29 protein-coding genes are annotated in these 26,417 nt (G+C 61.1%); 18 read left to right on the forward strand and 11 right to left on the reverse strand.

Features of this window, described 5'->3' with window-relative positions:
- Positions 1 to 143 precede the first annotated feature (143 nt).
- On the forward strand, positions 144 to 1,652 hold the full coding sequence (gene mqo, locus ACEN93_RS11815; RefSeq protein WP_039766299.1) for a malate dehydrogenase (quinone): 1,509 nt from the start codon (positions 144 to 146) through the stop codon (positions 1,650 to 1,652).
- 74 nt (positions 1,653 to 1,726) lie between these two features.
- Here the strand turns inward: mqo and ACEN93_RS11820 are convergent, their stop codons facing one another.
- From ACEN93_RS11820 to ACEN93_RS11830, 3 genes are all read right to left on the reverse strand, one after another.
- Positions 1,727 to 2,014 (reverse strand): PA4642 family protein, encoded by a 288-nt coding sequence (locus ACEN93_RS11820; RefSeq protein ID WP_064599356.1) that lies wholly within the window; start codon positions 2,012 to 2,014, stop codon positions 1,727 to 1,729.
- 63 nt (positions 2,015 to 2,077) lie between these two features.
- Positions 2,078 to 2,557, reverse strand: a complete 480-nt coding sequence (locus ACEN93_RS11825) for a hypothetical protein (RefSeq protein ID WP_039766303.1) — start codon at positions 2,555 to 2,557, stop codon at positions 2,078 to 2,080.
- A gap of 86 nt (positions 2,558 to 2,643) precedes the next feature.
- Positions 2,644 to 3,201: a hypoxanthine-guanine phosphoribosyltransferase gene (locus ACEN93_RS11830; RefSeq protein WP_007951681.1), complete on the reverse strand. Its 558-nt coding sequence runs from the start codon at positions 3,199 to 3,201 to the stop codon at positions 2,644 to 2,646.
- Between the two features lie 165 nt (positions 3,202 to 3,366).
- Here ACEN93_RS11830 and upp point away from each other — a divergent pair, with 165 nt between their 5' ends.
- On the forward strand, positions 3,367 to 4,005 hold the full coding sequence (gene upp, locus ACEN93_RS11835) for a uracil phosphoribosyltransferase (protein ID WP_007951682.1): 639 nt from the start codon (positions 3,367 to 3,369) through the stop codon (positions 4,003 to 4,005).
- 2 nt (positions 4,006 to 4,007) lie between these two features.
- A complete protein-coding gene (locus ACEN93_RS11840) occupies positions 4,008 to 5,282 on the forward strand; it encodes a uracil-xanthine permease family protein (protein ID WP_039766305.1) in 1,275 nt (424 codons plus the stop codon).
- A gap of 159 nt (positions 5,283 to 5,441) precedes the next feature.
- Here ACEN93_RS11840 and hemH read toward each other — a convergent pair whose 3' ends face one another.
- Both hemH and ACEN93_RS11850 read right to left on the reverse strand, forming a co-directional pair.
- Positions 5,442 to 6,467, reverse strand: coding sequence for a ferrochelatase (hemH, locus tag ACEN93_RS11845; RefSeq protein ID WP_490841845.1), 1,026 nt, complete (start codon positions 6,465 to 6,467; stop codon positions 5,442 to 5,444).
- A 13-nt stretch (positions 6,468 to 6,480) separates the two neighbouring features.
- Positions 6,481 to 7,383 (reverse strand): TIGR01777 family oxidoreductase, encoded by a 903-nt coding sequence (locus ACEN93_RS11850; RefSeq protein ID WP_039766308.1) that lies wholly within the window; start codon positions 7,381 to 7,383, stop codon positions 6,481 to 6,483.
- A gap of 197 nt (positions 7,384 to 7,580) precedes the next feature.
- Here ACEN93_RS11850 and ACEN93_RS11855 point away from each other — a divergent pair, with 197 nt between their 5' ends.
- The 12 genes from ACEN93_RS11855 to ACEN93_RS11910 all read left to right on the forward strand — a co-directional run bounded on the left by ACEN93_RS11855 (position 7,581) and on the right by ACEN93_RS11910 (position 17,611).
- The gene (locus ACEN93_RS11855) at positions 7,581 to 8,567 is read left to right on the forward strand and encodes an NAD(P)/FAD-dependent oxidoreductase (protein ID WP_495611439.1); all 987 of its coding nucleotides are present in this window, start codon (positions 7,581 to 7,583) and stop codon (positions 8,565 to 8,567) included.
- The gene (locus ACEN93_RS11860; RefSeq protein WP_039766311.1) at positions 8,564 to 8,779 is read left to right on the forward strand and encodes a TIGR02450 family Trp-rich protein; all 216 of its coding nucleotides are present in this window, start codon (positions 8,564 to 8,566) and stop codon (positions 8,777 to 8,779) included. The genes ACEN93_RS11855 and ACEN93_RS11860 overlap by 4 nt, the downstream gene beginning before the upstream one ends.
- Positions 8,780 to 8,891: 112 nt before the next feature.
- The gene (locus tag ACEN93_RS11865; RefSeq protein ID WP_074690984.1) at positions 8,892 to 9,854 is read left to right on the forward strand and encodes a YbgA family protein; all 963 of its coding nucleotides are present in this window, start codon (positions 8,892 to 8,894) and stop codon (positions 9,852 to 9,854) included.
- Positions 9,854 to 10,795, forward strand: a complete 942-nt coding sequence (locus tag ACEN93_RS11870; protein ID WP_495611440.1) for a MerR family transcriptional regulator — start codon at positions 9,854 to 9,856, stop codon at positions 10,793 to 10,795. The genes ACEN93_RS11865 and ACEN93_RS11870 overlap by 1 nt, the downstream gene beginning before the upstream one ends.
- A gap of 20 nt (positions 10,796 to 10,815) precedes the next feature.
- On the forward strand, positions 10,816 to 12,261 hold the full coding sequence (gene phrB, locus ACEN93_RS11875; protein ID WP_495611441.1) for a deoxyribodipyrimidine photo-lyase: 1,446 nt from the start codon (positions 10,816 to 10,818) through the stop codon (positions 12,259 to 12,261).
- On the forward strand, positions 12,254 to 12,676 hold the full coding sequence (locus ACEN93_RS11880; RefSeq protein ID WP_490841843.1) for a nuclear transport factor 2 family protein: 423 nt from the start codon (positions 12,254 to 12,256) through the stop codon (positions 12,674 to 12,676). Before phrB ends, ACEN93_RS11880 begins: the two co-directional genes overlap by 8 nt.
- Positions 12,673 to 13,455, forward strand: a complete 783-nt coding sequence (locus ACEN93_RS11885) for an SDR family NAD(P)-dependent oxidoreductase (protein ID WP_039766318.1) — start codon at positions 12,673 to 12,675, stop codon at positions 13,453 to 13,455. Before ACEN93_RS11880 ends, ACEN93_RS11885 begins: the two co-directional genes overlap by 4 nt.
- Positions 13,452 to 14,699: an NAD(P)/FAD-dependent oxidoreductase gene (locus tag ACEN93_RS11890; RefSeq protein WP_495611442.1), complete on the forward strand. Its 1,248-nt coding sequence runs from the start codon at positions 13,452 to 13,454 to the stop codon at positions 14,697 to 14,699. The genes ACEN93_RS11885 and ACEN93_RS11890 overlap by 4 nt, the downstream gene beginning before the upstream one ends.
- Positions 14,696 to 15,511: a DUF1365 domain-containing protein gene (locus ACEN93_RS11895; protein ID WP_490841841.1), complete on the forward strand. Its 816-nt coding sequence runs from the start codon at positions 14,696 to 14,698 to the stop codon at positions 15,509 to 15,511. The genes ACEN93_RS11890 and ACEN93_RS11895 overlap by 4 nt, the downstream gene beginning before the upstream one ends.
- On the forward strand, positions 15,498 to 16,769 hold the full coding sequence (locus ACEN93_RS11900) for a class I SAM-dependent methyltransferase (protein ID WP_495611443.1): 1,272 nt from the start codon (positions 15,498 to 15,500) through the stop codon (positions 16,767 to 16,769). Before ACEN93_RS11895 ends, ACEN93_RS11900 begins: the two co-directional genes overlap by 14 nt.
- Complete coding sequence (locus ACEN93_RS11905; protein ID WP_039766325.1) at positions 16,762 to 17,253, forward strand: DUF2878 domain-containing protein; 492 nt, start codon at positions 16,762 to 16,764, stop codon at positions 17,251 to 17,253. Before ACEN93_RS11900 ends, ACEN93_RS11905 begins: the two co-directional genes overlap by 8 nt.
- Positions 17,254 to 17,305: 52 nt before the next feature.
- Entirely contained in the window at positions 17,306 to 17,611 is a 306-nt protein-coding gene (locus tag ACEN93_RS11910; RefSeq protein WP_007951707.1) for a YkgJ family cysteine cluster protein, read from the forward strand.
- Between the two features lie 57 nt (positions 17,612 to 17,668).
- On the opposite strand, the gene ACEN93_RS11915 is transcribed toward ACEN93_RS11910, so the two are convergent.
- From ACEN93_RS11915 to hemA, 6 genes are all read right to left on the reverse strand, one after another.
- Positions 17,669 to 18,187, reverse strand: a complete 519-nt coding sequence (locus ACEN93_RS11915; protein WP_039766327.1) for an acyloxyacyl hydrolase — start codon at positions 18,185 to 18,187, stop codon at positions 17,669 to 17,671.
- Positions 18,188 to 18,299: 112 nt separating this feature from the next.
- Positions 18,300 to 19,091, reverse strand: a complete 792-nt coding sequence (gene murI, locus ACEN93_RS11920; protein WP_495611444.1) for a glutamate racemase — start codon at positions 19,089 to 19,091, stop codon at positions 18,300 to 18,302.
- Positions 19,084 to 19,839 (reverse strand): molybdopterin-synthase adenylyltransferase MoeB, encoded by a 756-nt coding sequence (locus ACEN93_RS11925; RefSeq protein WP_210710078.1) that lies wholly within the window; start codon positions 19,837 to 19,839, stop codon positions 19,084 to 19,086. Before ACEN93_RS11925 ends, murI begins: the two co-directional genes overlap by 8 nt.
- A complete protein-coding gene (gene prmC / locus ACEN93_RS11930; protein WP_074690977.1) occupies positions 19,833 to 20,663 on the reverse strand; it encodes a peptide chain release factor N(5)-glutamine methyltransferase in 831 nt (276 codons plus the stop codon). Before prmC ends, ACEN93_RS11925 begins: the two co-directional genes overlap by 7 nt.
- On the reverse strand, positions 20,664 to 21,746 hold the full coding sequence (gene prfA / locus ACEN93_RS11935; RefSeq protein WP_085668187.1) for a peptide chain release factor 1: 1,083 nt from the start codon (positions 21,744 to 21,746) through the stop codon (positions 20,664 to 20,666).
- Complete coding sequence (gene hemA / locus ACEN93_RS11940; protein WP_039766341.1) at positions 21,743 to 23,029, reverse strand: glutamyl-tRNA reductase; 1,287 nt, start codon at positions 23,027 to 23,029, stop codon at positions 21,743 to 21,745. Before hemA ends, prfA begins: the two co-directional genes overlap by 4 nt.
- A 182-nt stretch (positions 23,030 to 23,211) precedes the next feature.
- Between hemA and ACEN93_RS11945 the strand changes: the two genes are divergently transcribed.
- The 3 genes from ACEN93_RS11945 to ispE are packed head-to-tail and all read left to right on the forward strand — an operon-like array spanning position 23,212 to position 26,412.
- Positions 23,212 to 24,936 carry a tetratricopeptide repeat protein gene (locus tag ACEN93_RS11945; RefSeq protein WP_039766343.1) on the forward strand — a complete coding sequence of 575 codons (1,725 nt, stop codon included), beginning with the start codon at positions 23,212 to 23,214 and terminating at the stop codon, positions 24,934 to 24,936.
- Positions 24,937 to 24,939: 3 nt separating this feature from the next.
- A complete protein-coding gene (lolB, locus tag ACEN93_RS11950; protein ID WP_039766346.1) occupies positions 24,940 to 25,557 on the forward strand; it encodes a lipoprotein insertase outer membrane protein LolB in 618 nt (205 codons plus the stop codon).
- Positions 25,558 to 25,560: 3 nt separating this feature from the next.
- Positions 25,561 to 26,412 (forward strand): 4-(cytidine 5'-diphospho)-2-C-methyl-D-erythritol kinase, encoded by an 852-nt coding sequence (gene ispE, locus ACEN93_RS11955; RefSeq protein ID WP_495611445.1) that lies wholly within the window; start codon positions 25,561 to 25,563, stop codon positions 26,410 to 26,412.
- Positions 26,413 to 26,417 lie beyond the last annotated feature (5 nt).

A 26,417-nucleotide genomic window follows, 5' to 3' on the forward strand; every position in this document is an offset into this window, starting at 1 on the left:
ACGCATCCGTCGAAGTTGCGAAAAATTGCGAAGATTCGGACATGGCACACCTGACCAAGGATACCCGGGGCTCAACTGACCTGCCCTGGACGCCTGGCAGCCATGCCGACAATTTGGTGCTGCAGATTTTGGAGACGCGTTAAATGGCGCATAACGAAGCAGTCGACGTAGTTCTGGTTGGGGCCGGCATCATGAGTGCCACCCTCGCAGTACTGCTCAAGGAACTCGACCCGGCGATCAAGCTGGAAGTCGTCGAGCTGATGGATTCCGGTGCCGCGGAGAGTTCCAACCCATGGAACAACGCCGGTACCGGCCACGCCGGCCTGTGCGAGCTGAACTACACGCCGCAGGCTGCCGACGGCACCGTCGACATCAAGAAGGCCGTGCACATCAACACCCAGTTCGAGGTGTCGAAGCAGTTCTGGTCGTACCTGACCAGGAAAGGCACGTTCGGCTCGTGCAAATCCTTTATCAGCCCGGTGCCGCACCTGAGTTACGTCGAGGGTGAGAAAGGCGTGTCGTTCCTCAAGGAACGTTTCAATACGCTGCGCAAGCACCACGCCTTCGCCGACATGGAATACACCGAAGACAAGGCGAAGATGACCGAGTGGATGCCGCTGATGATGCCGGGTCGTCCAAAAGACCAGGTACTCGCCGCCACCCGCGTGATCAACGGCACCGACGTCAACTTCGGCGCCCTGACCAATCAGTTGCTCAAGCACCTGACCAGCGCCCCCGATGCCCAGGTCAAGTACTGCAAGCGCGTGACCGGCCTCAAGCGTAACGGCAATGGCTGGACCGTCAGCATCAAGGACGTCAACAGCGGCAGCAGCCGTGAAGTCGACGCCAAGTTCGTGTTCCTCGGCGCCGGTGGCGCGGCCCTGCCGCTGCTGCAGGCTTCGGGCATCGAAGAAAGCAAAGGCTTCGGCGGCTTCCCGATCAGCGGCCAGTGGCTGCGTTGTGACAACCCGGAAGTGGTCAAGCATCACCAGGCCAAGGTTTACAGCCAGGCCGCCGTGGGTTCGCCACCGATGTCCGTGCCGCACCTCGACACCCGCGTGGTCGACGGCAAGAAATCCCTGCTGTTCGGGCCATACGCCGGCTTCACCACCAAGTTCCTCAAGCACGGCTCCTTCATGGACCTGCCGCTGTCGGTTCGCGCCGGCAACATCGGGCCGATGCTGGCCGTGGCAAAAAACAACATGGACCTGACCAAGTACCTGGTCAGCGAAGTGATGCAGTCGATGGAACAGCGCCTGGAATCCCTGCGCCGTTTCTACCCCGAGGCGAAAGCCGAAGACTGGCGCCTGGAAGTGGCCGGCCAACGGGTGCAGATCATCAAGAAAGACCCGAAAAAAGGCGGCATCCTGCAGTTCGGTACCGAACTGGTGGCCGCGAAGGACGGCTCCCTCGCCGCCCTGCTCGGCGCTTCGCCGGGTGCTTCGGTGACCGTCTCGATCATGCTGGAACTGATCGAGAAGTGCTTCCCGGCCAAGGCCAAGGGTGAATGGGCTGCCAAACTGGCGGAAATCTTCCCGGCCCGTGAAAAGGTCCTGGAAACCGACGCCGCGCTGTATCGCAAGATCAACACGCAGAACAACATTGCGCTTGAACTGGTGGAAGAAAGCAGCGAGACCCCAAGCTTCGCTTGATATTGCGACATAAAAAACGCCCCGCACTCAGTGAGTGCGGGGCGTTTTTTTATGCCTTGGGAAAGCCGCGGATATCAGACGCGGGCTTTCTCGATCAGCTCGATGTATTCCGCAGCGTTGCGTTGATCGCGGATCTGGTCGATGAAGGTCTTGCCGTGCTCGTCCTTGCCATCGACGTCATAACCGGCTTCGACGAAGAACGTCAGGAAACGCTCGAAATCGTCGATGCGCAGGCCACGGTAGGCCTTGACCAGTTTGTGCAGCGACGGCGAAGTGGCGTCGACCGGCTCAAAATCGAGGAACAGCTTGATCTGCTCATCGCCGATCTCGTCACCAATCACTTGCTTCTTATCTTTACGCATTGCCGACTCCAGCTCGCAGACATTTCACGGGGCGGGCAGTTTACCCCTGCGCAGGCACAAGGCTCAACGCGAGCGCGTACTGCCGGTGTGCAAATCGGCCCAGATGTGGCCGTTGGCGTAGGTCAGAAACTGGCAATACACGGTGTCGTTGCGCAACAGATCGATCACCACCCGGTACTGGGCCAGCGGGTAGTAGAGCGTCAGGGTCTTGCTCTTGTCGTCATACACCGGTTTTTTCAGGCTTTTGCTTTCGCCATCGAAGTTGACCAGCACCTGATTGATCGTCGCCCCTTTGTTCAGGGACTTGCCTTTGAGGCGGATCATCAACGAAGAGGTGACCGGAATCGGCTGCTGATTGGACTGGCGCTGGGCCCCCACCACCACGGAATAATCGGTGACCTGCAACAGTTGCTGCTGCTCGGGTTCGGCATCGCGCAGGGTCAGGTCGTCCGGCGGCAGGAATTGACTGTGCATCGGGGCGGCGGCCAGGGGCAGGCTGAGGGTCAGCAACAGGGCGGCGCAGCTGCGGATCAAGAGGCTCATGACAGGCTCCGGGGGGCGGGGCCGAGCACTTTAGCAGCCTTTAAAGCAAAAGATCGCAGCCCGGGGCTGCGATCTTTCAGGGGTTCTCACATGCCTTTGACGGCGAAGATCCCGTTAGCGTTGCGCCAGTAGCCTTTGTAGTCCATGCCGTAACCGAAGATGTAACGGTCGATGCACGGCAGACCAACGAAGTCGGCTTTCAGGTCAGGACGGGCCTTGCGGTCGTGGTCCTTGTCGATCAGCACGGCGGTGTGCACTTTGCGCGCGCCGGCGTGACGGCAGAAGTCGATGATCGCGCCCAGGGTGTGACCTTCGTCGAGAATGTCGTCGATGATCAGCACATCACGGTCGATGAACGAGACTTCCGGCTTGGCTTTCCAGAACAGGTCGCCGCCGCTGGTTTCGTTGCGATAGCGGGTGGCGTGCAGGTAGGACGCTTCCAGCGGGAACTGCAGATGGGTCAGCAGTTTGCCGGAGAAGATCAGGCCGCCGTTCATCACGCAGAACACCACCGGGTTGCTGTCGGCCAGTTGTTCGTTGATTTGTGCACCGACGCGGGCAATGGCAGCCTCGACTTCAGCTTCGGTGTACAGGCAGTCAGCCTCTCGCATGATTTGACGGATATGCTCGAGATCAGCGGACATGGCGCTCTCCAAGGGGGGTCTGTTTCGGAAAAGCGAGCAAAGGTACGCATCCCGCACGGCCGAATCAAGCATTTGTGGACTAACGTACTGTATGTCCTATAGGACATCACCGTCGGATAGATTAATCTAGGCCGGTTTTTTTGCCCGCCGCCGGAGCCTTTCCCCATGTCCATCCAAGAGATCCGCCATCCGCTGATCCGTCACAAACTTGGCCTTATGCGCCGTGCAGACATCAGCACCAAGAATTTCCGCGAACTCGCGCAGGAAGTCGGTGCCCTGTTGACCTATGAAGCGACCAAAGACCTGCCGCTGGAAACCTACGATATCGAAGGTTGGTGCGGCACCGTGTCAGTCGAGAAAATCGCCGGCAAGAAGATTACCGTCGTGCCGATCCTGCGTGCCGGCATCGGCATGCTCGAAGGCGTGCTGAGCCTGATCCCGGGCGCCAAGGTCAGCGCCGTCGGCGTTGCCCGTAACGAAGAAACCCTGCAGGCCCACACCTATCTGGAAAAACTGGTTCCGGAAATCGACGAACGCCTGGCCATGATCATCGACCCGATGCTTGCCACCGGCAGCTCCATGGTTGCGACCATCGACCTGCTGAAGAAGGCCGGTTGCAAGGACATCCGTGCAATGGTGCTGGTTGCCGCGCCGGAAGGCATCGCCGCTGTCGAGAAAGCTCACCCGGACGTGATCATCTACACCGCGTCCATCGATCAGAAACTCAACGAGCACGGTTACATCATTCCTGGGCTTGGCGATGCCGGTGACAAGATCTTCGGCACCAAGCAGAAGGACGCGTAAGCATGCAACAAGAGTTCAACGATCCGCTCTGGCGCACCGTGCTGTCCGGCGCACAGATGCTGTTCGTGGCTTTCGGCGCCCTGGTGCTGATGCCATTGATCACGGGCCTGGACCCGAACGTGGCACTGTTTACCGCGGGTCTGGGAACGATCCTGTTCCAGATCGTCACCGGGCGTCAGGTGCCGGTATTCCTGGCGTCGAGCTTCGCCTTCATCACCCCGATCATTCTCGCCAAGGGCCAGTTCGGCCTCGCCGCGACCATGGGCGGCGTGATGGCGGCCGGTTTCGTCTACACCTTCCTCGGCCTGGCCGTGAAGATCAAAGGCACCGGGTTCATTGACCGTTTGCTGCCGCCGGTGGTGATCGGCCCTGTGATCATCTCCATCGGTCTGGCCATGGCGCCGATTGCCGCGAACATGGCGATGGGCAAGGCCGGCGACGGTTCGGAACTGATCCATTACCAGACCGCCATGATGATCTCGATGCCGGCGCTGCTGACCACATTGATCGTGGCGGTGTTCGGCAAGGGCATCTTCCGTCTGGTGCCGATCATTTCCGGCGTGCTGGTGGGTTTTGCCCTGTCCTTCTACTTCGGCGTGGTCGACACCGCGAAAATTGCCGCGGCACCGTGGTTCGCCCTGCCGGCCTTCACCGCACCGGAGTTCAACTGGCAGGCAATCCTGTTCATCGTCCCGGTAGCTTTGGCCCCGGCCATCGAACACATCGGCGGCGTGATTGCCGTCGGCAGCGTGACGGGTCGCGACTACCTGAAGAAGCCAGGCCTGCATCGCACCCTGCTCGGTGACGGTATCGCCACCACGGCTGCCGGCCTGTTCGGCGGCCCGCCCAACACGACCTACGCGGAAGTGACCGGCGCAGTGATGTTGACCAAGAACTACAACCCGAAAATCATGACCTGGGCGGCGATCTTCGCCATCAGCCTGGCGTTCATCGGCAAGTTCGGCGCCCTGCTGCAAAGTATTCCGGTGCCGGTGATGGGCGGGATTCTGTGCCTGCTGTTCGGTTCGATCGCGGCGGTGGGGATGAACACCTTGATCCGTCACAAGATCGACCTGGGTGAGGCGCGCAATCTGGTGATCGTTTCGGTGACCCTGGTGTTTGGTATCGGTGGCGTGCTGGTCGGCACCGGCACCGGTCCCGACGACTTCGGTCTCAAAGGCATCGCGCTGTGCGCGGTGGTGGCAATTGCGCTGAACCTGCTGCTGCCGGGTAATGACGGCTGGAAGCAGAAGAAGGCGGATGAGCCGCTGATCTAAGCATTGGCTTCAAGATCGTTCCCGCGCGGATCACCCCACACTGATCGTTCCCACGCTCTGCGTGGGAACGCCTCTGGGGACGCTCCGCGTCCAGTGACGCGGAGCGTCACGGGCTGCATTCCCACGCGGAGCGTGGGAACGATCAATCATCGACGATCATTAAAGGGCCAGTGGCGCCCGTTCACAAAGTGTTGCCAACGCCTTCGCCCATTGCGGGTCATCATTCAGGCACGGCACCAGCACCAGCTCCTCTCCCCCCGCTTCGCGGAACTGCTCCTTGCCGCGATCGCCGATCTCTTCCAGGGTCTCGATGCAATCGGCAACAAACGCCGGGCACATCACCAGAATCTTCTTCACGCCGCTTTTGGCCAGCTCATCCAGCCGCGCTTCGGTGTAGGGCTCGATCCATTTCGCCCGGCCCAGCCGCGACTGAAACGACACCGACCACTTGCCGTCCGGCAGCCCCATACGCTCAGCGAACAACGCCGCTGTGCGCAGACATTGGGCGCGATAACAGGTGGCCAATACGGCAGCCGAGGCGTTTTTGCAGCAATCTTCATTCTTGAAGCAATGATTGCCGGTCGGGTCGAGCTTGGTCAGGTGCCGCTCAGGCAAACCATGGAAGCTCAGCAACAGGTGATCGTAATCCTGCTGCAAGTGCGGTTTGGCGCTGGCCACCAGGGCGTCGAGGTATTCCGGTTGATCGTAGAACGGCTGCAACACCGACAGTTGCACATCGAGTTTTTTCTCGCGCACCACCCGCTTGGCTTCTTCGATCACCGTGGTGGTGGTGCTGTCGGCGAACTGTGGATAAAGCGGCGCTAGGGTGATGCGTCTGTGCCCCGCCGCGACCAGCTTCAACAGGCTTGTCTCAATCGACGGCTCGCCGTAACGCATGGCCAGCTCAACCGGACCGTGAGTCCACTGCGCCTTCATCTGCTGTTGCAGGCGACGACTGAGTACCACCAGCGGCGACCCTTCGTCCCACCAGATCGAGGCGTAGGCGTGGGCCGACTGCTCCGGGCGCTTGATCAGAATCAGCGACACCAGCAGACGCCGCACCGGCCACGGCAGGTCGATCACGTAAGGATCCATCAGGAATTGATTGAGATAGCGGCGCACGTCGGCCACCGAAGTGGAGGCCGGCGAACCCAGGTTGACCAGAAGCAAGGCGTGATCGGTCATGCAACGTCCTATTTCAGAGGCGGCTGGAAAGATCGTCCAGGGCCGCGCGTAAATCCGTGAACCGGAAAGTGAATCCCGCTTCCAGCAAGCGTTTGGGCGTGGCCCGTTGGCCACCCAGCAACAGCAATGACATCTCGCCGAGCCCGACCTTCAAGGCGAGGGCCGGCATCGGCATGAACGCCGGGCGGTGCAACACGCTGCCCAGGGTCTTGGCGAATTCGCGATTGCGCACAGGTTTCGGCGCGCACGCATTATAAGGACCGCTCGCCTGATCGCGGTGCAGAAGAAAATCAATCAGGGCGATTTGGTCATCGATATGAATCCACGGCATCCACTGCCGACCGTTGCCCAAAGGCCCGCCCAGCCCGAGCTTGAACGGCAGCAGCAGGCGCGACAAAAAGCCGCCCTCGGCCGACAGCACCAGCCCGGTGCGCACCAGCACCACGCGAATGTCCATCGCTTCGGCGCGTTGCGCGGTTTCCTCCCAGGCGATGCATAACTGGCTGGCGAAATCGTCAATCACCGGTGGGGAGTCCTCGGTCAACTCGCGCTCGCCGCCGTCACCGTACCAACCCACGGCCGAGCCCGAGATCAGCAGCGACGGTTTCTGCCCGCGATGTTCCAGCCACGCCAGCAACGCTTCGGTCAGCGTAATCCGGCTGCTCCACAACAACGCCTTGCGCCGATGGGTCCACGGCCGGTCGGCAATCGGCGCGCCGGCCAGGTTGACGATCACGTCGACCGGTTCGTCGCCAAGGTCCTCCAGACGCGCAATGCCACGCACCTGGGCGCCACAGATTTTCGCGACTTTTTCCGGACGACGACTCCAGACCGTCAGGCGATGCCCCTGTGCGGACCAGTGCCGGCAAAGCTGACGTCCGATCAATCCAGTACCGCCGGTCAGCAATATGTGCATGACTTCTTCCTCGCGTGGCGTTTTACCCCGATCACTAGTCTATTTTTATAAACAGGGATCTTTTCTATCGGGCAGGCTCTATTGTTTAACCATAGGCCAAGCTGTCAGAACAAGAACGCTGGAAGTTATACCAAAAAACATAATTGTACAGGTTTCATCCACGGCGTAGTCTGTACAGAAAGGTAAACGAGGCCCCTATGACTGTACCTATCGCAATCATTGGCACCGGCATTGCCGGACTCTCCGCCGCCCAGGCGCTGACAGATGCCGGGCATACCGTTCAGTTGTTCGATAAAAGTCGCGGCAGCGGCGGGCGCATGTCGAGCAAGCGCAGCGATGCCGGTTCGCTGGACATGGGTGCGCAATACTTCACCGCCCGTGATCGGCGCTTCGTGACCGAAGTCCAGCGCTGGCAAAGCAAAGGCTGGGTCGCCGAATGGGCACCGCAGCTCTACACCTTTCATGGCGGGCAGTTGAACCTGTCGCCGGACGAACAGACCCGCTGGGTCGGCACGCCGCGCATGAGCGCCATCACCCGGGGCCTGCTCGATGGCCTGGAAGTGCATTTCGCCTGCCGGATCACCGAGGTCTATCGCGGTGAACAACACTGGCACCTGCAAGATGCCGAAGGTTTCACCCACGGGCCGTTCAGCCACGTGGTGGTCGCCACTCCGGCGCCTCAGGCTACTGCCCTGCTGGCCTCCGCACCGAAACTCGCCGGTGCCGCCGCCGGCGTGAAAATGGACCCGACCTGGGCCGTCGCCCTCGCCTTCGATACACCGCTGGATACGCCAATCGAAGGCTGCTTCGTCCAGGACAGCGCCCTCGACTGGCTGGCTCGCAACCGCAGCAAACCGGGACGCGACACCACGTGCGACACCTGGGTCCTGCACGCCACCAGTGCCTGGAGCCGGCAGCACATCGATCTGCCCAAGGAAGCGGTGATCGAACAATTGCACGGTGCCTTCGCCGAGTTGCTGCACAGCGCCATGCCGGCCCCGACCTTCAGCCTCGCCCACCGCTGGCTCTATGCCCGGCCGGCAAGCAGTCATGAATGGGGCACCCTGGCCGACGCCGACCTGGGCCTGTATGCCTGTGGCGACTGGTGCCTGTCGGGTCGGGTCGAAGGGGCATGGCTCAGTGGTCAGGAGGCGGCAAGACGCTTGCACGAACACCTGCAGTGAATCGCATCAATCCGCGCAAATTGCTGCTGTCGAAATGGACAGCAGCTCACCCGCAAAACCGTGAAAAACATTTTCTGGTGACCGAACTGTTCCGCGACGAGGACGGCACGGTGCTGGAAATCGAACTGCAGGCGGTGCTGACCCGGCGTACCGAGCAATGCGACTGGCATGCCCTGCAGGATGATTCACGCTGGAAAATGGGCTGGCGCTAAAAACCTCAAAAAAACTTATACAAACAATTTGACTTGTACACCCATGAATCTATGCTGAAGGCATGTTGTACAGATCAGATTGCCTGTACAGGTTCAGATTCGAGGTTGCTGCATGTCCGACTCATCGACGTCCCTACCGAAAATCGCCATCAGCGCCTGCCTGATGGGCGCCGAAGTGCGCTACAACGGCGGGCACAAGGAATCGCGGCTGTGCAGCCGCACCCTGGCCGAGCATTTCGAATTCGTTCCCGTCTGTCCTGAAGTAGCGATTGGTCTGGGGATTCCCCGCGAGCCGATTCGTCTGGTGGGCGATCCGCAAAAGCCTGATGCAGTCGGCACCGTCAATCCGTCGATCAACGTCACCCAGCCATTGGCCGCCTACGGCGAGAAAATGGCCGGGGAGCTCAATGACATCTGCGGCTACATCTTCATGCAGCAATCGCCGTCCTGCGGACTTGAGCGAGTCAAGGTCTACCACGCCAACGGCGCACCGGTGAATGGTGGTGGGCGTGGCATTTACGCCGAGGCGTTCTGTGCACAGCATCCGGATCTGCCGGTGGAAGAAGCCGGGCGTCTCAACGATCCGGTGCTGCGGGAGAATTTCATCACCCGCGTGCTCGCCTACCGCGAATGGCAGCAGGTGCTCGAGCAGGGCTTGAGCCGCCGTGCACTGACCGAATTTCACTCGCGCTACAAATACCTGCTGATGGCCCACAACCCGGTGCAATACAAGGCGCTGGGCAATCTGCTGGGCAACATGGGCCAGACCGACCCGGCCGAGCTGGGCCCGCGCTATTTCAGCGAACTGATGGCGGCACTGAAAAAATGCGCCACCCGCCGTACCCACAGCAACGTCCTGCAGCACATCAGTGGCTACCTGAAACAGGCGATCAGCCCTGAAGACAAACAGGAAGTGCAGCACATCATCGGCCAGTACCGGCACGGCATCGTTCCGCTGGTGGTGCCGCTGACCCTGCTCAAGCATCACTTTCGCCTCCACCCGGATCCCTACATTGCGCAGCAGGTGTACCTGCAACCGCATCCGGAAAACCTCAGCCTGCGAAACGCCATTTGATGAATGACTCACTCGACACCAGCGCCCGTGAAGACCTCGGCGCCGACTTCAAGAAAGCCCTCGACGAGGGCTGGCTGCCGATCCGCGAAGTCGCCCGTCAGACCGGCGTGAACGCCGTCACCCTGCGCGCCTGGGAACGGCGCTACGGGCTGATCGTTCCGCAGCGCACGCCCAAGGGCCATCGTCTTTACAGCGCCGAGCATGTGCAGCGCATTCAGAACATCCTCACCTGGCTCAATCGGGGCGTAGCGGTCAGCCAGGTCAAACCGCTGCTCGACACCGCGCAGACGTTCAACGAACCGGCGCAGGACGAATGGCATCCACTGCGCCAGGCCGCCCTGCTGGCGGTTACCCACCTGAACGAGCGCAGCCTCGACGACGGCATCAACCAGGCGATGGCGCTGTATCCGCCACGCACTCTGTGCGAGCAATTGCTGCTGCCGCTGCTAAGCGATCTTGAACAGCGCTGGCAGGGCCAGTTCGGCGCGCAGATGGAGCGGGTGTTCTTTTATGCCTGGTTGCGCAGCAAATTCGGCGCACGCATCTACCATAACAATCGTCAGTTGCGCACCGCGCCGCTGCTGCTGATCAACCAGTCGGACCTGCCACTGGAGCCGCATCTGTGGCTCTGCGCCTGGCTGATCAGCAGCGCCGATTGCCCGGTGCAGGTATTCGATTGGCCGCTGCCGGCCGGCGAACTGGCGTTGGCAACCGATACCCTGCAAGCCCGTGGCGTACTGCTGTATTCCAGCAAAGCCCTGAACCTGGCGCAGCTACCGAAACTGTTCAACGGTGTCAGCTGCCCAAAACTGATTGTCGGACCAACGGTGTGTATCCACCACGCCGAGCTGTCCACAAAGACTTCCGAACTCGCTGATCTGTTCCTGGCCGAAGACCCCCTTTCGGCACATCGGGCACTCATTGAGCGTGGGTTGATTTAATGATTCCGACAGAGACCGACATGCAATTGATCTGGCTGCGCAGCGACTTGCGCCAACATGACAACACCGCCCTCGCGGCCGCCGCCGAGCGTGGCCCGACCGTCGCCGTGTACCTGTTGAGCCCGCAGCAATGGCAGGAACATGATGATGCTCCGTGCAAGATCGATTTCTGGCTGCGCAATCTGCGTGAGTTGAGCAAAAGCCTTGGCGACCTGAACATCCCGCTCCTGATCCGCACCGCGCCTCACTGGGATCAGGCACCCGCCGTGCTGCTCGAACTGTGTCGGCAACTGAAGATCGAGGCGGTGCACGTCAACGAAGAATACGGCATCAACGAAAGCCGTCGCGACGAGGCAGTTGCCAAAGCGTTGCAAGCGGCAGGCATAACCTTCCACAGCTATCTCGACCAATTGCTGTTCAAGCCCGGCAGCGTGCTGACCAAAACCGGCACTTACTTTCAGGTGTTCAGCCAGTTCCGCAAGGTTTGCTACGAACGCCTGCACCGCTCGATGCCGTCGCTGAAACAGCCGCCGGGCAAGCAATCGGCGCTGAATATCACCAGCGACCCGGTCCCGGCAGCCATCAAAAGTTTCCCGACACCCGGCGAATCCCTGCGCGCCCTGTGGCCCGCCGGTGAAACCGAGGCCCGGCGTCGCCTCGACACGTTCGCCGATGCACAGATCGATTACTACAAGAGCGAACGCGACTTCCCGGCCAAACCCGGCACCAGCCAGCTTTCGGCCTATCTGGCTGCAGGCGTGATCTCGCCGCGCCAATGCCTGCACGCCGCCCTGCAAAGCAATCAGGGTGAATTCGAAAGCGGCAAGGTCGGCGCCGTCACCTGGATCAACGAACTGCTGTGGCGCGAGTTCTACAAACATATTCTCGTCGGCTATCCACGGGTTTCACGGCATCGCGCATTCCGTCCGGAAACCGAAGCTCTGGCCTGGCGTGATGCCCCCGAGGATCTGGCCGCTTGGCAGGAAGCCCGCACCGGCTTGCCGATCATCGACGCCGCCATGCGCCAACTGCTGGAAACCGGCTGGATGCACAACCGCCTGCGGATGATAGTGGCGATGTTTCTGACCAAGAACCTGCTGATCGACTGGCGTGAAGGCGAACGCTTTTTTATGCGCCACCTGATCGACGGCGACCTGGCTGCCAACAATGGCGGCTGGCAGTGGAGTTCCTCGACGGGCACCGATTCGGCGCCGTATTTCCGCATCTTCAACCCGCTCAGCCAGTCGGAAAAATTCGATAGCGAAGGCCTGTTCATCAAGCACTGGCTGCCGGAGCTGGCCGGGCTGAACAAGAAAGAAGTGCACAACCCGGCCAGTGCTGGCGGGTTGTTCGGCGTCGCCGACTATCCGGCGCCGATCGTTAATCTGAGTGCATCACGGGAGCGGGCGCTGGCAGCGTTCAAGAACCTGCCGTCGCGCGCGTCTCAAGGAGTGAGCGATGAGTGAATTCCTGCGCCGTTTCGCCCAGCGGTTCGCACAGTTGAACAAAGACAATTTGCGCACCCTGGACGAACTGTACAGCGAGGACATTCACTTCACCGATCCACTGCATGAAGTGCAGGGACTGACGCAATTGCGCGGTTACTTCAGCGAGTTGTACGCCAACGTCAACGAACTGCGCTTCGATTTCCACGGCTTCGACCAGATCGGCGAAGGCGAAGGCTATTTGCGTTGGGTCATGAGCTACCGCCACCCGCGTCTGAGCGGTGGGCAACTGATCCGCGTCGCCGGCTGCTCGCATCTGCTCTGGCGCGACAAGGTTTACCGCCACCGGGATTATTTCGATGCCGGAGCGCTGCTTTATGAACATTTACCCGTATTGGGTCGGGTGATTGCCTGGCTGAAAAGGAGATTGGGATGAGTCGTACAGCTCCACGGCGTTATTGGCTGACCGGTGCCAGCAGTGGCATCGGCGCAGCACTCGCGGAAGACATTCTCAAAAGCGGTGCACAGCTGGCGGTCAGTTCCCGCCAGGTCGCGCCGCTCAAGGTTCTGTCACAACGGTATCCGGGACAGGTTCTGGTGGTGCCCGGCGATCTGACCAACAGCCAGACCGTACGCGAAATTGGCGAACAGATAGCCGCGGACTGGGGCTCGCTGGATACCGTCATCCTCAATGCAGGGACCTGCGAATACGTCGACGCTCACCAGTTCGACGCCTCGATCATCGAGCACGTGGTGCGTACCAACCTGCTCGCCAGCAGCTATTGCATCGAAGCCGCCCTGCCCTTGCTGCGCAAAGGTACGGCACCGCATCTGGTGGGGATGGCCAGCTCGGTGACCTATGTGCCGCTGCCACGGGCAGAAGCCTATGGCGCGTCGAAGGCCGGGCTGCGTTATCTGTTCGAATCCCTGCGCATAGATCTGGCGGACGAAGGCATTGAAGTCACGGTGATCAGTCCCGGTTTCGTCGACACGCCGCTGACCGCCAAGAATGACTTCCCGATGCCGCTCAGCTGGCCTGTGGATAAAGCCGCGCGGCATATCTTCGCCAAGCTGAAAGACCGGCCACTGGAAATCGCCTTTCCGGCGTTGTTCATGGCGGTCCTGTGGCCCCTGTCGAAAATGCCCGCCCGAGTACAACTGGCGATTGGCAAACGCATGGTGCGCAGCAGCCCGCCGCTAAGGGATGCGACATGAAAATCGCCATCGTCGGCAGCGGCATCGCCGGTTTGACCTGCGCGTACCTGCTCGCACGCCGACACGAAATCACCGTGTTCGAAGCCGACGCCCGGATCGGCGGCCATACCCACACGGTGCCGGTCACCGTGGACGGGCGCGAGTACGCGGTGGACACCGGATTTATCGTGTTCAACGACTGGACGTATCCGAACTTCATTCGTCTGCTTGGCCAACTGGGTGTGACGTTCAAACCCACCGAAATGAGCTTTTCAGTCAACGACCCGGACTCCGGCCTGGAATACAACGGCAACAACCTGAACAGCTTGTTCGCCCAACGCAGCAATCTGCTGTCCCCCGGATTCTGGGGCATGTTGCGCGACATCCTGCGGTTCAACAAAGAGGCTCGGCGCGACCTTGCCGAACAGCGGATCGCCACCGACACCACCCTCGACGATTACCTCAAGGCCGGCGGTTACGGCGAGCGCTTTATCCTGCATTACATCGTGCCGATGGGCGCGGCGATCTGGTCGATGCCGATGGCTGAAATGCTCAATTTTCCGTTGCAGTTCTTCGTGCGTTTTTTCGAGAACCATGGGCTGTTGTCGGTCAGTAACCGTCCGCAATGGCAGGTGATCGAGGGTGGCTCCAGTGCCTACATCGCACCGCTGACCGCATCGTTCAAGGAACGCATCCGCCTGAACTGCCCGGTGGGCCGGATCGATCGCGATGCGCACGGTGTGGTTATCCACAGCCCGGCCGGTATCGAACGTTTCGACAAAGTAGTGCTGGCCTGCCACAGCGACCAGGCCCTGCGACTGCTGGGCAACCCCGACAAGGTCGAACGGGAAATCCTCGGCGCCCTGCCCTACGCCGACAACGAAGTGGTGCTGCACACCGACACCCGCTTGCTGCCCACGCGCAAACGGGCCTGGGCCAGCTGGAATTATCGCCTCGGCGGAGCGGGTCATACCCGGGCGGCCGTGACTTATGACATGAACATTCTGCAAGGCATCCAGAGCGACACCACGTTCTGCGTCAGCCTCAACCAGAGCGCTGGCATCACGCCGTCCAAAGTGCTGGCGCGCTTCACCTACGCCCACCCGCAATTCAGCCTCGCGGCGGTGACGGCACAGCAGCGCTGGGCTGAAATCGACGGCGCGCAACACACGCATTACTGCGGCGCCTATTGGGCCAACGGTTTTCATGAGGACGGCGTGGTCAGCGCTTTGCGCGTGGCCGCGTCCTTCGGAGAAAGCCTGTGAACAGCGCGCTCTACAGTGGCTGGATCGCCCATCGGCGATTTGCTCCGCGCCGTCATGAATTCCGTTACCGGATCGGCATGCTGTATCTCGATCTGGCTGAACAGGAGACCGTGCTGGGCCTGTCCCGCCTGGCAGGCACCAGCCGCTTTGCGCCGTTTTCATTCCGCGAAGCCGACTACCTGAAAACCTTCACCGGCCGGGGCGTGCGCCTGAGCGATGCGGTGCGCCAGTTGGTCGGCGAAGCCGTGGGCCATGCACCGCAAGGTTCGATCTGCCTGCTGACCCAGCCGCGCAGCTGGGGTCTGTCGTTCAACCCGGTGAGTTTTTTCTATTGCCATGAGGCCGACGGCCAACTGGCGGCGATTCTCTGCGAAGTCCGCAACACTCCGTGGCGCGAGCGTTATCACTACGTGCTGCCGGCTCGAGCGCCGACCCATCTGCAGGACTTCCACCAGCATTTTGCCGTGGCCAAGGCGTTTCATGTCTCGCCATTCCTGCCGCCGGACCTGGAATACCGCATGAGCTTCAGCCCTGCCGCGCAGGTCCTGGGTGTGCACATGGCCGACTGGCAAGGCGAGCAAAAACTGTTCGACGCCACCCTCGACCTGCGACGTGAACCCCTTGATCGACACCACTTGCACCGGCATCTGTGGCGCTTTCCCTGGATGACTGCCAAAACCGCGCTGGCGATCTACTGGCAGGCGCTGCGCCTGTTGCTCAAGCGCACCCCGGTGTATGACCACCAACGCGCCGACGACCGTTTTCGAACCGCCACCGTACCGACCGAGGAACGCCACCATGAAATCCACTAGCGTCTCGGCCAGAGCCAGCCTGCTCAGCCCTCACGGCCTGAGCGGTTCGCTGCTGCGCCGGGGAGTACTGCGCCAGCTGGAGCAGCTCAAGCAGGGTCAACTGATCGTCATCGAGGACGGCGAACGCCACGTCTTTGGTACGCCGGGCAGCACGCTGGTGGGGGAAATTCAGGTCCTGGATCCCGCCGTCTGGGGGCTGGTCGCCGGCAATGGTTCGATCGGTGCCGGTGAGGCCTTTATTCATGGCTACTGGCGCTCGCCGGATCTGACGGCGGTGGTGCGTGTGTTCGTCAGCAACCTTGAAGTGCTCGACGCCATGGAAGGTGGCCTGGCCCGGCTCGGTCGCCCGCTGGTGCGCGGGCTGCACTGGCTCAACCGCAATACGCGCAAGGGCTCGCAGAAAAACATCGCCGCACACTACGACCTCGGCAATGACCTGTTCGAGCAGTTTCTCGATCCGACCATGATGTATTCCGCCGCGCAGTTTCTCAGCCCCGACGACAGCCTGGAGCAGGCGCAACTGAACAAACTGGAGCGGATCTGCCAGAAACTCGCGCTCAAGCCCGGTGACCACCTTCTGGAAATCGGCACCGGTTGGGGCAGCATGGCGCTCTACGCGGCGCAGCACTACGGCTGCAAAGTCACCACCACCACGCTGTCGAAGGAGCAGTTCGCCTTCACCGCGGCCCGCATCGAACGCCTCGGTTTGCAGGATCAAGTGACGCTGCTGCTCAAGGACTACCGCGACCTCACCGGCCAGTACGACAAACTGGTGTCGATCGAAATGATCGAGGCGGTCGGCCACCGCTTCCTGCCGACCTACTTCAAACAGTGCGCGCACCTGCTCAAGAACAACGGCCTGATGCTGTTGCAGGCGATCACCATCCGTGAACAGCGCTACGAACAGGCGCGCCGTGGCGTGGACTTCATCCAGCGCTACATTTTCCCCGGTGGCGCCCTGCCCTGCGTGCAGAAAATGCTCGAAATCGTCGGCCGCGACACCGACATGAACCTGTTGCACATGGAAGATTTCGGCCTGCATTACGCCCGCACCCTGCGTCTGTGGCACGAGAACTTTCGCCATGCTCACGGCCGTCTGAGCGAACTGGGCTATGACGATTACTTCCTCAGGTTGTGGGAGTTCTACCTGTGTTACTGCGAGGGTGGATTTCTCGAGCGCACCATCGGCACCGCACAACTGGTGCTGGCCAAACCGGCGGCGATGACCGCGCCTTTGCTGGGCCGGTTCGATGCTTGAACGGTTGGCCAACGCGGTGTTGTTCCAGATCGGCTGGCTGGCCTGCGTGCTCGGTGGCGACAGCCTTTGGTTGCTGCTGGCGCTGGCGGTGCTGGTGATCCATCTGCGCTGGATCAGCAACTGGGCGCAGGAAGGTCGATTGATCCTCGGTGTGGTGATCATCGGCACGGCTGTAGACAGCGTACTGCGAGGCCTTGGGGTATTCGAGTTCAAGGACCTGTCGCCGCTGATTCCGCTATGGCTGATGTTGCTCTGGGCGTTGTTTGCCACGACTTTGCGTCATTGTCTGCAATGGAGCGCGACGCCGTGGTGGCTGGCCAGTCTGCTGGGGGCGGCAGGTGGCGCGCTGTCCTATGGCGCCGGCGGACGACTGGCCGGTGTGCAGTTTCCTTTCGGTGAGTTACCGACCCTGATCGGCATCGCGCTGCTGTGGGCGTTGCTGTTTCCGCTGCTGCACCAATTGTCCCGACGGCTGGCGCGCTAAACGCCTGTCAGGCCTTTCACACGCTCATCGGTCACTGCCGTACACTGGCGCCATGAAAACCATTCCCCATCGACAAATTGCCGAGCCCGAGGTCACCTGCTCGACCTGTGCGGCCTGCTGCTGTCAGCTTGAAGTGATGCTGATCACCGACACCGGCGTACCCGAGCGTTTTATCGATACCGACGATTGGGGTGGTGAGGTGATGCTGCGTCTGGACGACGGCTGGTGCGCGGCGCTGGATCGCGACACGATGATGTGCACGATTTACGAGAAGCGCCCGCTGATCTGTCGCGAGTTTGAAATGGGCGCACCGGAATGCATCGACGAACGCCAGGGGATTGCTACGGCGTACCGCTGAGCACAAAAAAAAGGAGCGCCTGGCGCTCCTTTTTTCTTGAACTGACTTTCCGGGTGCTTACAGCGGCATCGTGTAATGCAATGCGTAGCTTTCCACACCGTCGTTGTCGCTGCTCAGACCGGCGTTGGAATAGTGCGTCGCACGGATCCCGACTTCATGCCCGCCATTGAAGCGCAGGCCGAAACCGATACGGTCTTCGAACTGGAAGGAACCGCCGAGCTTGTTGTCTTCGTATTCGGTGTTGGAGAACAGCGCCACACCGATCCCCGCCTCGACATACGGTTTGACCGACTGACCGGCAAACTCGTAAACAAATACCGGCGAGAACGACAGGCTGTTGTTGCTCGACGTCTTGTCGCCTTCCCAATAAGTGTAGGCCCCGCTCCAGTAACCGGTCAGACGACCGACGTCACTTTGCAGCCAGCTCTTGTCCCAGTCGAAATTCATGCCCAGGCGATAAGTCATGGTCGAATCGCTGGTAGCACCCACTGCAAACTCGACGCCAGCAGCCTGTGCGGTAAAACTTTGCCCCATCAGTGCAGCCGCAATCGCGGCCAAGCAGAATAGTCGCTTCACTTTGAAACTTCCTTTTCCGGAACGATCGTTTGGTTTTCTAGGTCACTCTGCGCTATAGAAATCTGCGCTTGGTCAGAAGTTCAGCTGAATTTTTAGTTATTTCACATTTTTTTTACAAGTTGAATTTCTCGACTTCGCCGGCGACTTGCCCCAGCAGGACCAAGGTGTTGCGTAAAGACGTGGGATCGGCACTGGTCCAGAATCTGACCGGTCGGTTCGGACCTACGGCGAGCAGATCACGCTCGGCCATCAGCCGCTGCAGTTGCCGCGCTACCGCCGCGCCGGTATCGATCAGGCTGATGCTCTCGGGGATCATCGACTTGAGCATCGGCTTGAGAAACGGGTAATGGGTGCAGCCCAGAATGATCGTGTCGCAGCCGCTGGCCAGTAGCGGGTCAACATAGTGCTTGAGCAATGCACGCAACTCGGGGCTGTGCAGGTCGCCGCTTTCAATGCGCTCGACCAGTCCGGGACACGGCTGAGTGATAACCCGCACATCCGTGGCGAAGCGGTCGAGCAACGCGGCGAACTTGGCGCTCTGCAAGGTGCCGGTGGTGGCAAGTACGCCGACCACGCCGCTGCGGGTGGCGGCAGCGGCCGGTTTGACCGCTGGCTCCATGCCGACAATCGGCCAGTCAGGAAAATCCCGGCGCAGATCGGCGACGCCGGCCACGGTGGCGGTGTTGCACGCGATCACCAGCGCCTTGGCGCCCTGCTCGCGGAAAAAACCGGCCATCACGCTACAACGCTGGCGGATGAATTCCGGGGTTTTCTCGCCATAAGGGATGTGGCCGCAGTCGCCGAGGTACAGCAGCGATTCATTCGGTAGCAGATGCTGGATTTCCGCCAGTACCGACACGCCACCTACGCCGGAGTCGAATACGGCGATCGGCGCTTCACGCATGCTGCGAACCACAGACGCTGCAGCCGGGGTCGCGCTTGACCCGCAGCTCACGGAAGCGCGAACCCAGCGCATCGATCAACAGCAGACGACCCACCATTGGTTCGCCAAAACCCGCCAGCAACTTCAAGGCTTCCAGCGCTTGCAGGCTGCCGACCAGACCGACCAGCGGCCCGACCACGCCGGCTTCGCTGCAAGTGAGTTCGGCTTCGCTGCCGTGACCGTACAGGCAGTGGTAGCACGGGCTTTCGGCGCGACGCGGGTCGAACACCGAGAGTTGCCCCTCGAGGCGGATCGCCGCGCCGCTGACCAAGGGCTTGCGCGCCGTCACGCACGCGGCGTTGACCGCTTCGCGGGTGGAGAAATTGTCCGAGCAGTCGAGCACCAGATCCACCGCCGCCACGGCTGCAGCGAGGGAATCCTCGTCCAGCGCCTGACGATGAGGCACCAGTTTGATTTCGGGATTGATCGCGCTCAGGCGCTTGAGCGCCGAGTCGACCTTGGTCATGCCGACGCTGTCGGTGTCGTGGATGATCTGGCGTTGCAGGTTGGTCAGGTCGACCGTGTCGAAATCCGCCAGATGCAACTCACCGACACCCGCCGCCGCCAGGTACAACGCCACCGGCGCGCCGAGACCGCCGAGGCCGACGATCAATACCCGGCTGTCCTTGAGCTTCAACTGGCCATCGATGTCGATGTGTTGCAGCAGGATCTGCCGACTGTAGCGCAACAATTCCTGATCATTCAGCACGGCAGGCGCCCCAGGCTGATCCGTTGATGGCCGCCCAGATCGGTGCGGCTGTGGACTTCTTCGAAACCTTGCGTCAGCAGCAGATCGCGCACGGCGTCGGCTTGATCATAGCCGTGTTCGAGCATCAGCCAGCCACCGGCCTCGAGATGCGCCGGCGCCTGGGCGATGATCAGCCGCAGATCGTCGAGCCCGTCGATGCCGGCCACCAAGGCGCTTTCCGGCTCGAAGCGCACATCGCCTTCCACCAGATGCGGATCGGCCGCGCGGATGTACGGCGGGTTGCTGATGATCAACTCGAAACGCTTGCCTTCAAGGGCGCTGAACCAGTGACTGCTCAGCACCGTCGCATTGTTCAGGTGCAGGCGCTGGCGATTGCGTTCGGCCAGGGCCACGGCTTCCAGCACACGATCCACGGCGGTGACTTTCCACGCCGGGCGTTCGCTGGCCAGGGCCAGGGCAATCGCCCCGCTGCCGGTGCCGAGGTCAAGCACTTTGGCCGGGGTCGCCGGCAGCAGCTCCAGCGCAGCTTCCACCAGCAGTTCGGTGTCCGGACGCGGGATCAGCGTGTGCGGTGCGACTTCCAGATCCAGCTTCCAGAAACCTTGCTGGCCCAGAATGTAGGCCACCGGCTCGCCGCTGCGGCGGCGTTGCAGGTACTCGGCGAAGACCAGTGCGGCTTCGCTGGGCACGATGCGCTCGGGCCAGGTGTGGAGAAAACTGCGCGACTTGCCCAGCGCGGCGGCCAGAAGCAATTCGGCGTCCAGACGCGCTGTAGGCGAATCCGGCAGCTCGGCGGCGCGCAACAGGCTGGCGATGATGGTCATTTACTCACCTATCGCTGCGAGCTGGTCGGCCTGGTATTCGGCCAGCAACGGCTCGATCACCGCTTCGACGCCACCGGCGAGGATTTCGTCGAGGGAATACAGGGTCAGGTTGACGCGATGGTCGGTGACCCGGCCCTGGGCAAAATTGTAGGTGCGGATGCGCTCGGAGCGGTCACCGGAACCCACCAGCAATTTACGTTCGCTGGCGATGGCGTTGGCCGCCGCAGCAGTCTGCTGGTCGTTGAGCTTGGCCGCCAGCCAGGCCATCGCCCGGGCGCGGTTCTTGTGCTGGGAACGTTCTTCCTGGCACTCGACAACGGTGCCGGTCGGGATGTGGGTGATGCGGATCGCCGAATCGGTGGTGTTGACGTGCTGACCACCGGCCCCGGAGGAGCGGTAAGTGTCGACGCGCAAATCCGCCGGGTTGATCTCGATGGCTTCACGCTCGTCCGGCTCGGGCAATACCGCCACGGTGCAGGCCGAGGTGTGGATACGGCCCTGGGATTCGGTGGCGGGTACACGTTGTACGCGGTGCGCGCCGGATTCGAATTTCAGCTTGCCGTAAACGTTGTCGCCTTCGATGCGGGCGATGACTTCTTTATAGCCACCGTGTTCGCCTTCGTTTTCCGAAAGGATCTCCACCCGCCAGCCACGCCGTTCGGCGTAACGCGAGTACATGCGGAACAGGTCGCCGGAGAAGATCGCCGCCTCGTCGCCACCGGTGCCGGCGCGGATTTCGAGGAACACGTTGCGCCCGTCGTTGGGATCCTTGGGCAGCAGCATGCGTTGCAGGTCGGATTCCAGCGTGATCAGCAATTCCTTGGCTTCGCGGACTTCTTCCACGGCCATTTCACGCATGTCCGGGTCGCTGTCCTTGAGCAGCGCCTGCGCGCCTTCAAGATCGCTTTGTACGCCGAGCAGCTTTTTATAGCCTTGTACCACCGGCTCAAGTTCGGCGTATTCCTTGGAATAGGCGCGGAATTTTGCTTGATCGGAAATCACTTCGCCGTCGCCGAGCAGCGCGGTCAGTTCCTCGAAACGGTCCTGGAGAATGTCCAGCTTATTGAGCAGTGACGCTTTCATTGCGGTTTTTTATCCGAAAAGCTATCCGGTGAGCCCTCGAGGGCAAAGAGTTCCTGAGCCATGGCCAGCGCATCGAGGCGGCCTTCGGCAGAAAGCTTTTTCAACTGCACGCTCGGGGCGTGCAGGAGTTTGTTGGTCAGGCCGCGGGCCAATTGCCCTAGGACGTCTTCGGCGTTGCCGCCGTTGGCCAGCAGGCGCAGGGCCTTTTGCAGTTCTTCGTCGCGCAGGCGTTCGCTCTGTTGACGATAAGCCTTGAGCACGTCGACCGCCGCCAGCTCGCGCAGGCGCACCATGAAATCGTCGGCGCCGACCGAAACCATCTCTTCGGCCGCCTGCGCTGCCCCCTGACGGCTCTTGAGGTTTTCGGCGACCACTTCGTGCAGATCGTCGACGCTATAGAGGTAAACGTCGTCGAGTTCGCCGACTTCCGGCTCGATGTCACGGGGAACGGCGATGTCGACCATGAAGATCGGCTTGTGCTTGCGCAGCTTCAGCGCGCTTTCCACCGCGCCCTTGCCGAGGATCGGCAACTGACTGGCGGTAGAACTGATGACGATGTCGCTGCGTACCAGTTCGGCAGGAATGTCCGAGAGCAACACTGCGTGGGCACCGAACTGCTCGGCCAGCAGGCTGGCGCGCTCCAGGGTACGGTTGGCGACCACGATGCGCTTGACCCCCAGTTCATGCAGATGGCGGGCGACCAGAGTGATGGTCTCGCCGGCACCGATCAGCAGGGCCTGGCTGCGCTGCAGGTCGCTGAAAATCTGCTTGGCCAGGCTGACAGCGGCAAATGCCACGGACACCGGGTTTTCGCCGATGGCGGTGTCGGTGCGCACCTGCTTGGCGGCATTGAAGGTCGCCTGGAACAGTCGCCCGAGCAGCGGCCCGATGGTGCCGGCCTCGCGGGCCACGGCGTAGGCCGATTTCATCTGGCCGAGAATCTGCGGTTCGCCCAGCACCAGCGAGTCGAGCCCGGAGGCGACGCGCATCATGTGACGAACGGCCGCATCGTCTTCATGCACATAAGCACTCGCGCGCAGCTCTTCGAGGCTCAATTGATGGTATTCGGCCAGCCAGCGCAACACGATGTCCGCCGACACGTGATCCTGCTCTATATACAGTTCACTGCGATTGCAGGTGGAGAGGATCGCAGCTTCGCGGCTGTCGGTGAGTCGGCAGAGCTGCTGCAAGGCCTCCACCAACTGCTCAGGGGTAAAGGCCACGCGCTCGCGGACGTCTACTGAAGCAGTCTTGTGGTTGATACCGAGTGCAAGGAAGGCCATTCAAGGTCGCTGATGGTGACGTGAAGCCGGCAATTGTCCTACTTCGTCAGATTCAGAACAACTACCGCTGACTATTGTCCCAATTGCCGGCCCCTATAATGGCCACAATCGAGACTCGGTTATGTTTGGCCGAAGGCTTGTGTCATGATGATCCGACCGCAGGTTAGTCGTCCTCTTCCTATATGAATAGATCTTCCGCGTTGCTCCTCGCTTTTGTCTTCCTCAGCGGCTGCCAGGCCTTGGCCCCCGTTCCGCAGGACGGTGCCTCACCGGTCGAAGACACCACGCCGGCCCCTGAAAAGCCCAAGGTTTACAGCTCGTTCAGCCAGGAGACGGTGTTCAGCCTGCTGAGCGCCGAGCTCGCTGGCCAGCGCAATCGTTTCGATATTGCCCTGGACAACTACGTGACCCAGGCCATCAACACCCAGGATCCGGGTGTTTCCGAGCGTGCGTTCCGCATCGCCGAGTACCTGGGCGCCGACCAGCCGGCCCTCGATACCGCGCTGATCTGGGCGAAAAACGCCCCGGACGACCTCGAAGCGCAACGCGCCGCCGCCGTGCAACTGGCCCGCGCCGGGCGCTATGACGACTCGATGGTCTATATGGAGAAAGTCCTGCAGGGCAAAGGCGACACCCATTTCGACTTCCTCGCGCTGTCGGCCGCCGATACCGATCAGGAAACCCGCAACGGCCTGATGAAAAGCTTCGACCGCCTGTTGCAGCGTCACCCGAACAACAATCAGCTGATTTTCGGCAAGGCCCTGCTGATGCAGCAGGATGGCGACACCAAAGGTGCGCTTGCCCTGCTCGAAGACCATCCGCCGGAAGACGGCGAGATCGCCCCGATCCTGCTGCGCGCGCGCCTGCTGCAAGGGCTGAATCGCGGCGACGAAGCGCTGCCGCTGCTGCAAAAGAGCATCAAGAAGTATCCGGACGACAAGCGCCTGCGCCTGACCTACGCGCGGATGCTGGTGGAACAGGACCGGATGGACGACGCCAAGGTCGAGTTCTCCACCCTGGTTCAGCAATACCCGGAAGACGACGAACTGCGTTATTCCCTGGCGCTGGTCTGCCTGGAAGCCAAGGCCTGGGACGAGGCCAAGGGCTATCTGGAAGACCTGATCGCCCGGGAAAGCCATGTCGATTCGGCGCACCTGAACCTGGGGCGCATCGCCGAAGAGCGCAACGACCCGCAAGGCGCGCTTATCGAGTACGCCCAGGTCGGCCCTGGCAACGACTATCTGCCGGCGCAACTGCGTCAGGCCGATATTCTGATGAACAACGGCAAGACCGCCGAAGCCCAGAGCAAACTGGCCGCCGAGCGTGACGAGCAGCCGGATTACGCGATCCAGCTGTACCTGATCGAAGCCGAAACCCTGTCCGCCAATAATCAGGGCGACAAGGCCTGGAAAGTCCTGCAACAAGCCTTGCAGCAGTACCCGGACGATCTGAATCTGCTTTACACCCGCGCGATGCAGGCGGAAAAACGCAATGACCTGGCGCAGATGGAAAAAGACCTGCGTCTGATCATCAAGCGCGATCCGGACAACGCCATGGCCCTCAACGCCCTCGGCTACACCCTGTCCGACCGCACTACCCGCTACGCCGAAGCCAAGGCGCTGATCGAGCAGGCGCACCAGATCAACCCGGAAGATCCGGCAGTGCTCGACAGCCTCGGCTGGGTGAACTTTCGCATGGGCAATCTGGAAGACGCCGAGAAATACCTGCGTCAGGCCCTCGAGCGTTTCCCCGATCATGAAGTCGCCGCGCATCTGGGCGAAGTGCTGTGGGCCAAGGGCAAACAGCGCGAAGCAAAACAAATCTGGGGCAAGTTCCTCAAAGACCAGCCTGACAGCACCATCCTGCGCAGCACCATCAAGCGCCTGACCGGATCCGAGACTCTTTAACTCATGTTTTTGCGCCACGTCATAGTTTTCAGCTTCATCGCCCTGCTCGCCGGTTGCGCGGGCTTCGGCGCCCGTGAATCGGTCGAAGGCCACGGCAATCCGGGCCAATGGCGCGAGCACAAACAACAACTGACCGGCCTCGACGGCTGGCAGATCGACGGCAAGATCGGCATCCGCGCCCCGAAAGATTCGGGCAGCGGCACGTTGTTCTGGCTGCAACGTCAGGATTACTACGACATCCGCCTGTCCGGCCCGCTGGGTCGTGGCGCGGCGCGACTGACCGGCCGTCCGGGCGCGGTGTCGCTGGAAGTGGCGAATCAGGGCCGTTATGAAGCGCCGACTCCGGAAGCGCTGGTCGAAGAGCAACTGGGCTGGAAACTGCCGGTCTCGCATCTGGCGTGGTGGGTTCGCGGCCTCCCGGCACCGGACAGCAAAAGCCGTCTGACCCTGGATGGCAACAGCCGTCTGGCCAATCTGGATCAGGATGGCTGGCAGGTCGAATACCTCAGCTATGCCGAACAGAACGGTTACTGGCTGCCCGAGCGAATCAAGCTGCACGGCACCGATCTGGACGTGACGCTGGTCATCAAGACCTGGCAACCGCGCAAATTGGGGCAATAACGCATGACCGCTCCACGCCTCACTTTGCCTTCGCCGGCCAAACTCAATCTGATGCTGCACATTCTCGGTCGCCGTGAAGACGGTTATCACGAGTTGCAGACGCTTTTTCAGTTCCTCGACTACGGCGACGAAATTACCTTCGCCGTACGTGAAGACGGCGAGATCCGCCTGCACACCGAATTCGATGGCGTGCCCCACGACAGCAACCTGATCGTGCGTGCGGCGAAGAAACTGCAGGAACAATCCGGATGCTCGCTCGGCATCGATATCTGGATCGAAAAGATCCTGCCCATGGGCGGCGGCATTGGTGGCGGCAGCTCGAATGCGGCCACCACCCTGCTCGGCCTCAATCATTTGTGGCAACTGGGTTGGGATGAAGATCGACTGGCTGCACTGGGCCTGACACTGGGCGCGGACGTGCCGGTGTTCGTGCGTGGCCACGCAGCTTTCGCCGAAGGTGTCGGCGAGAAACTGACCCCGGTCGAGCCCGCCGAACCGTGGTACGTCGTGCTCGTTCCGCAAGTCTCTGTTAGTACGGCAGAAATTTTTTCAGATCCTTTGTTGACACGTAACACGCCGCCCATTAAAGTGCGCCCCGTTCCCGAGGGAAACAGTCGAAATGACTGCTTGCCGGTGGTCTCGAGGCGTTATCCAGAAGTACGTAACGCATTGAATTTGTTAGGTAATTTTACCGAAGCAAAACTCACCGGAACTGGAAGTTGTGTGTTTGGGGGCTTCCCAAGCAAAGCTGAAGCTGATAAAGTCTCGGCCCTTCTGACAGAGACCCTTACAGGATTTGTAGCAAAAGGAAGCAACGTTTCGATGTTGCATCGCAAGCTGCAAAATCTGCTCTAAAGGAA

The sequence above is a fragment of the Pseudomonas sp. Pseusp21 genome (assembly GCF_059492145.1).

Excerpts from the sequence above, each read along its gene's own strand:
- ACEN93_RS11865 (WP_074690984.1), top strand. The coding sequence starts at position 8,892 with ATGTCCGACTCATCGACGTCCCTACCGAAAATCGCCATCAGCGCCTGC.
- ACEN93_RS11840 (WP_039766305.1), top strand. The coding sequence starts at position 4,008 with ATGCAACAAGAGTTCAACGATCCGCTCTGGCGCACCGTGCTGTCCGGC.
- ACEN93_RS11830 (WP_007951681.1), bottom strand. The coding sequence starts at position 3,201 with ATGTCCGCTGATCTCGAGCATATCCGTCAAATCATGCGAGAGGCTGAC.
- ACEN93_RS11905 (WP_039766325.1), top strand. The coding sequence starts at position 16,762 with ATGCTTGAACGGTTGGCCAACGCGGTGTTGTTCCAGATCGGCTGGCTG.
- hemA (WP_039766341.1), bottom strand. The coding sequence starts at position 23,029 with ATGGCCTTCCTTGCACTCGGTATCAACCACAAGACTGCTTCAGTAGAC.
- ACEN93_RS11890 (WP_495611442.1), top strand. The coding sequence starts at position 13,452 with ATGAAAATCGCCATCGTCGGCAGCGGCATCGCCGGTTTGACCTGCGCG.
- ACEN93_RS11910 (WP_007951707.1), top strand. The coding sequence starts at position 17,306 with ATGAAAACCATTCCCCATCGACAAATTGCCGAGCCCGAGGTCACCTGC.
- hemH (WP_490841845.1), bottom strand. The coding sequence starts at position 6,467 with ATGACCGATCACGCCTTGCTTCTGGTCAACCTGGGTTCGCCGGCCTCC.
- upp (WP_007951682.1), top strand. The coding sequence starts at position 3,367 with ATGTCCATCCAAGAGATCCGCCATCCGCTGATCCGTCACAAACTTGGC.
- ACEN93_RS11870 (WP_495611440.1), top strand. The coding sequence starts at position 9,854 with ATGAATGACTCACTCGACACCAGCGCCCGTGAAGACCTCGGCGCCGAC.
- prmC (WP_074690977.1), bottom strand. The coding sequence starts at position 20,663 with ATGACCATCATCGCCAGCCTGTTGCGCGCCGCCGAGCTGCCGGATTCG.
- phrB (WP_495611441.1), top strand. The coding sequence starts at position 10,816 with ATGCAATTGATCTGGCTGCGCAGCGACTTGCGCCAACATGACAACACC.
- ispE (WP_495611445.1), top strand. The coding sequence starts at position 25,561 with ATGACCGCTCCACGCCTCACTTTGCCTTCGCCGGCCAAACTCAATCTG.
- lolB (WP_039766346.1), top strand. The coding sequence starts at position 24,940 with ATGTTTTTGCGCCACGTCATAGTTTTCAGCTTCATCGCCCTGCTCGCC.
- ACEN93_RS11820 (WP_064599356.1), bottom strand. The coding sequence starts at position 2,014 with ATGCGTAAAGATAAGAAGCAAGTGATTGGTGACGAGATCGGCGATGAG.
- prfA (WP_085668187.1), bottom strand. The coding sequence starts at position 21,746 with ATGAAAGCGTCACTGCTCAATAAGCTGGACATTCTCCAGGACCGTTTC.
- mqo (WP_039766299.1), top strand. The coding sequence starts at position 144 with ATGGCGCATAACGAAGCAGTCGACGTAGTTCTGGTTGGGGCCGGCATC.
- ACEN93_RS11880 (WP_490841843.1), top strand. The coding sequence starts at position 12,254 with ATGAGTGAATTCCTGCGCCGTTTCGCCCAGCGGTTCGCACAGTTGAAC.
- ACEN93_RS11885 (WP_039766318.1), top strand. The coding sequence starts at position 12,673 with ATGAGTCGTACAGCTCCACGGCGTTATTGGCTGACCGGTGCCAGCAGT.
- ACEN93_RS11900 (WP_495611443.1), top strand. The coding sequence starts at position 15,498 with ATGAAATCCACTAGCGTCTCGGCCAGAGCCAGCCTGCTCAGCCCTCAC.
- ACEN93_RS11850 (WP_039766308.1), bottom strand. The coding sequence starts at position 7,383 with ATGCACATATTGCTGACCGGCGGTACTGGATTGATCGGACGTCAGCTT.
- ACEN93_RS11825 (WP_039766303.1), bottom strand. The coding sequence starts at position 2,557 with ATGAGCCTCTTGATCCGCAGCTGCGCCGCCCTGTTGCTGACCCTCAGC.
- ACEN93_RS11855 (WP_495611439.1), top strand. The coding sequence starts at position 7,581 with ATGACTGTACCTATCGCAATCATTGGCACCGGCATTGCCGGACTCTCC.
- murI (WP_495611444.1), bottom strand. The coding sequence starts at position 19,091 with ATGCGTGAAGCGCCGATCGCCGTATTCGACTCCGGCGTAGGTGGCGTG.
- ACEN93_RS11945 (WP_039766343.1), top strand. The coding sequence starts at position 23,212 with ATGAATAGATCTTCCGCGTTGCTCCTCGCTTTTGTCTTCCTCAGCGGC.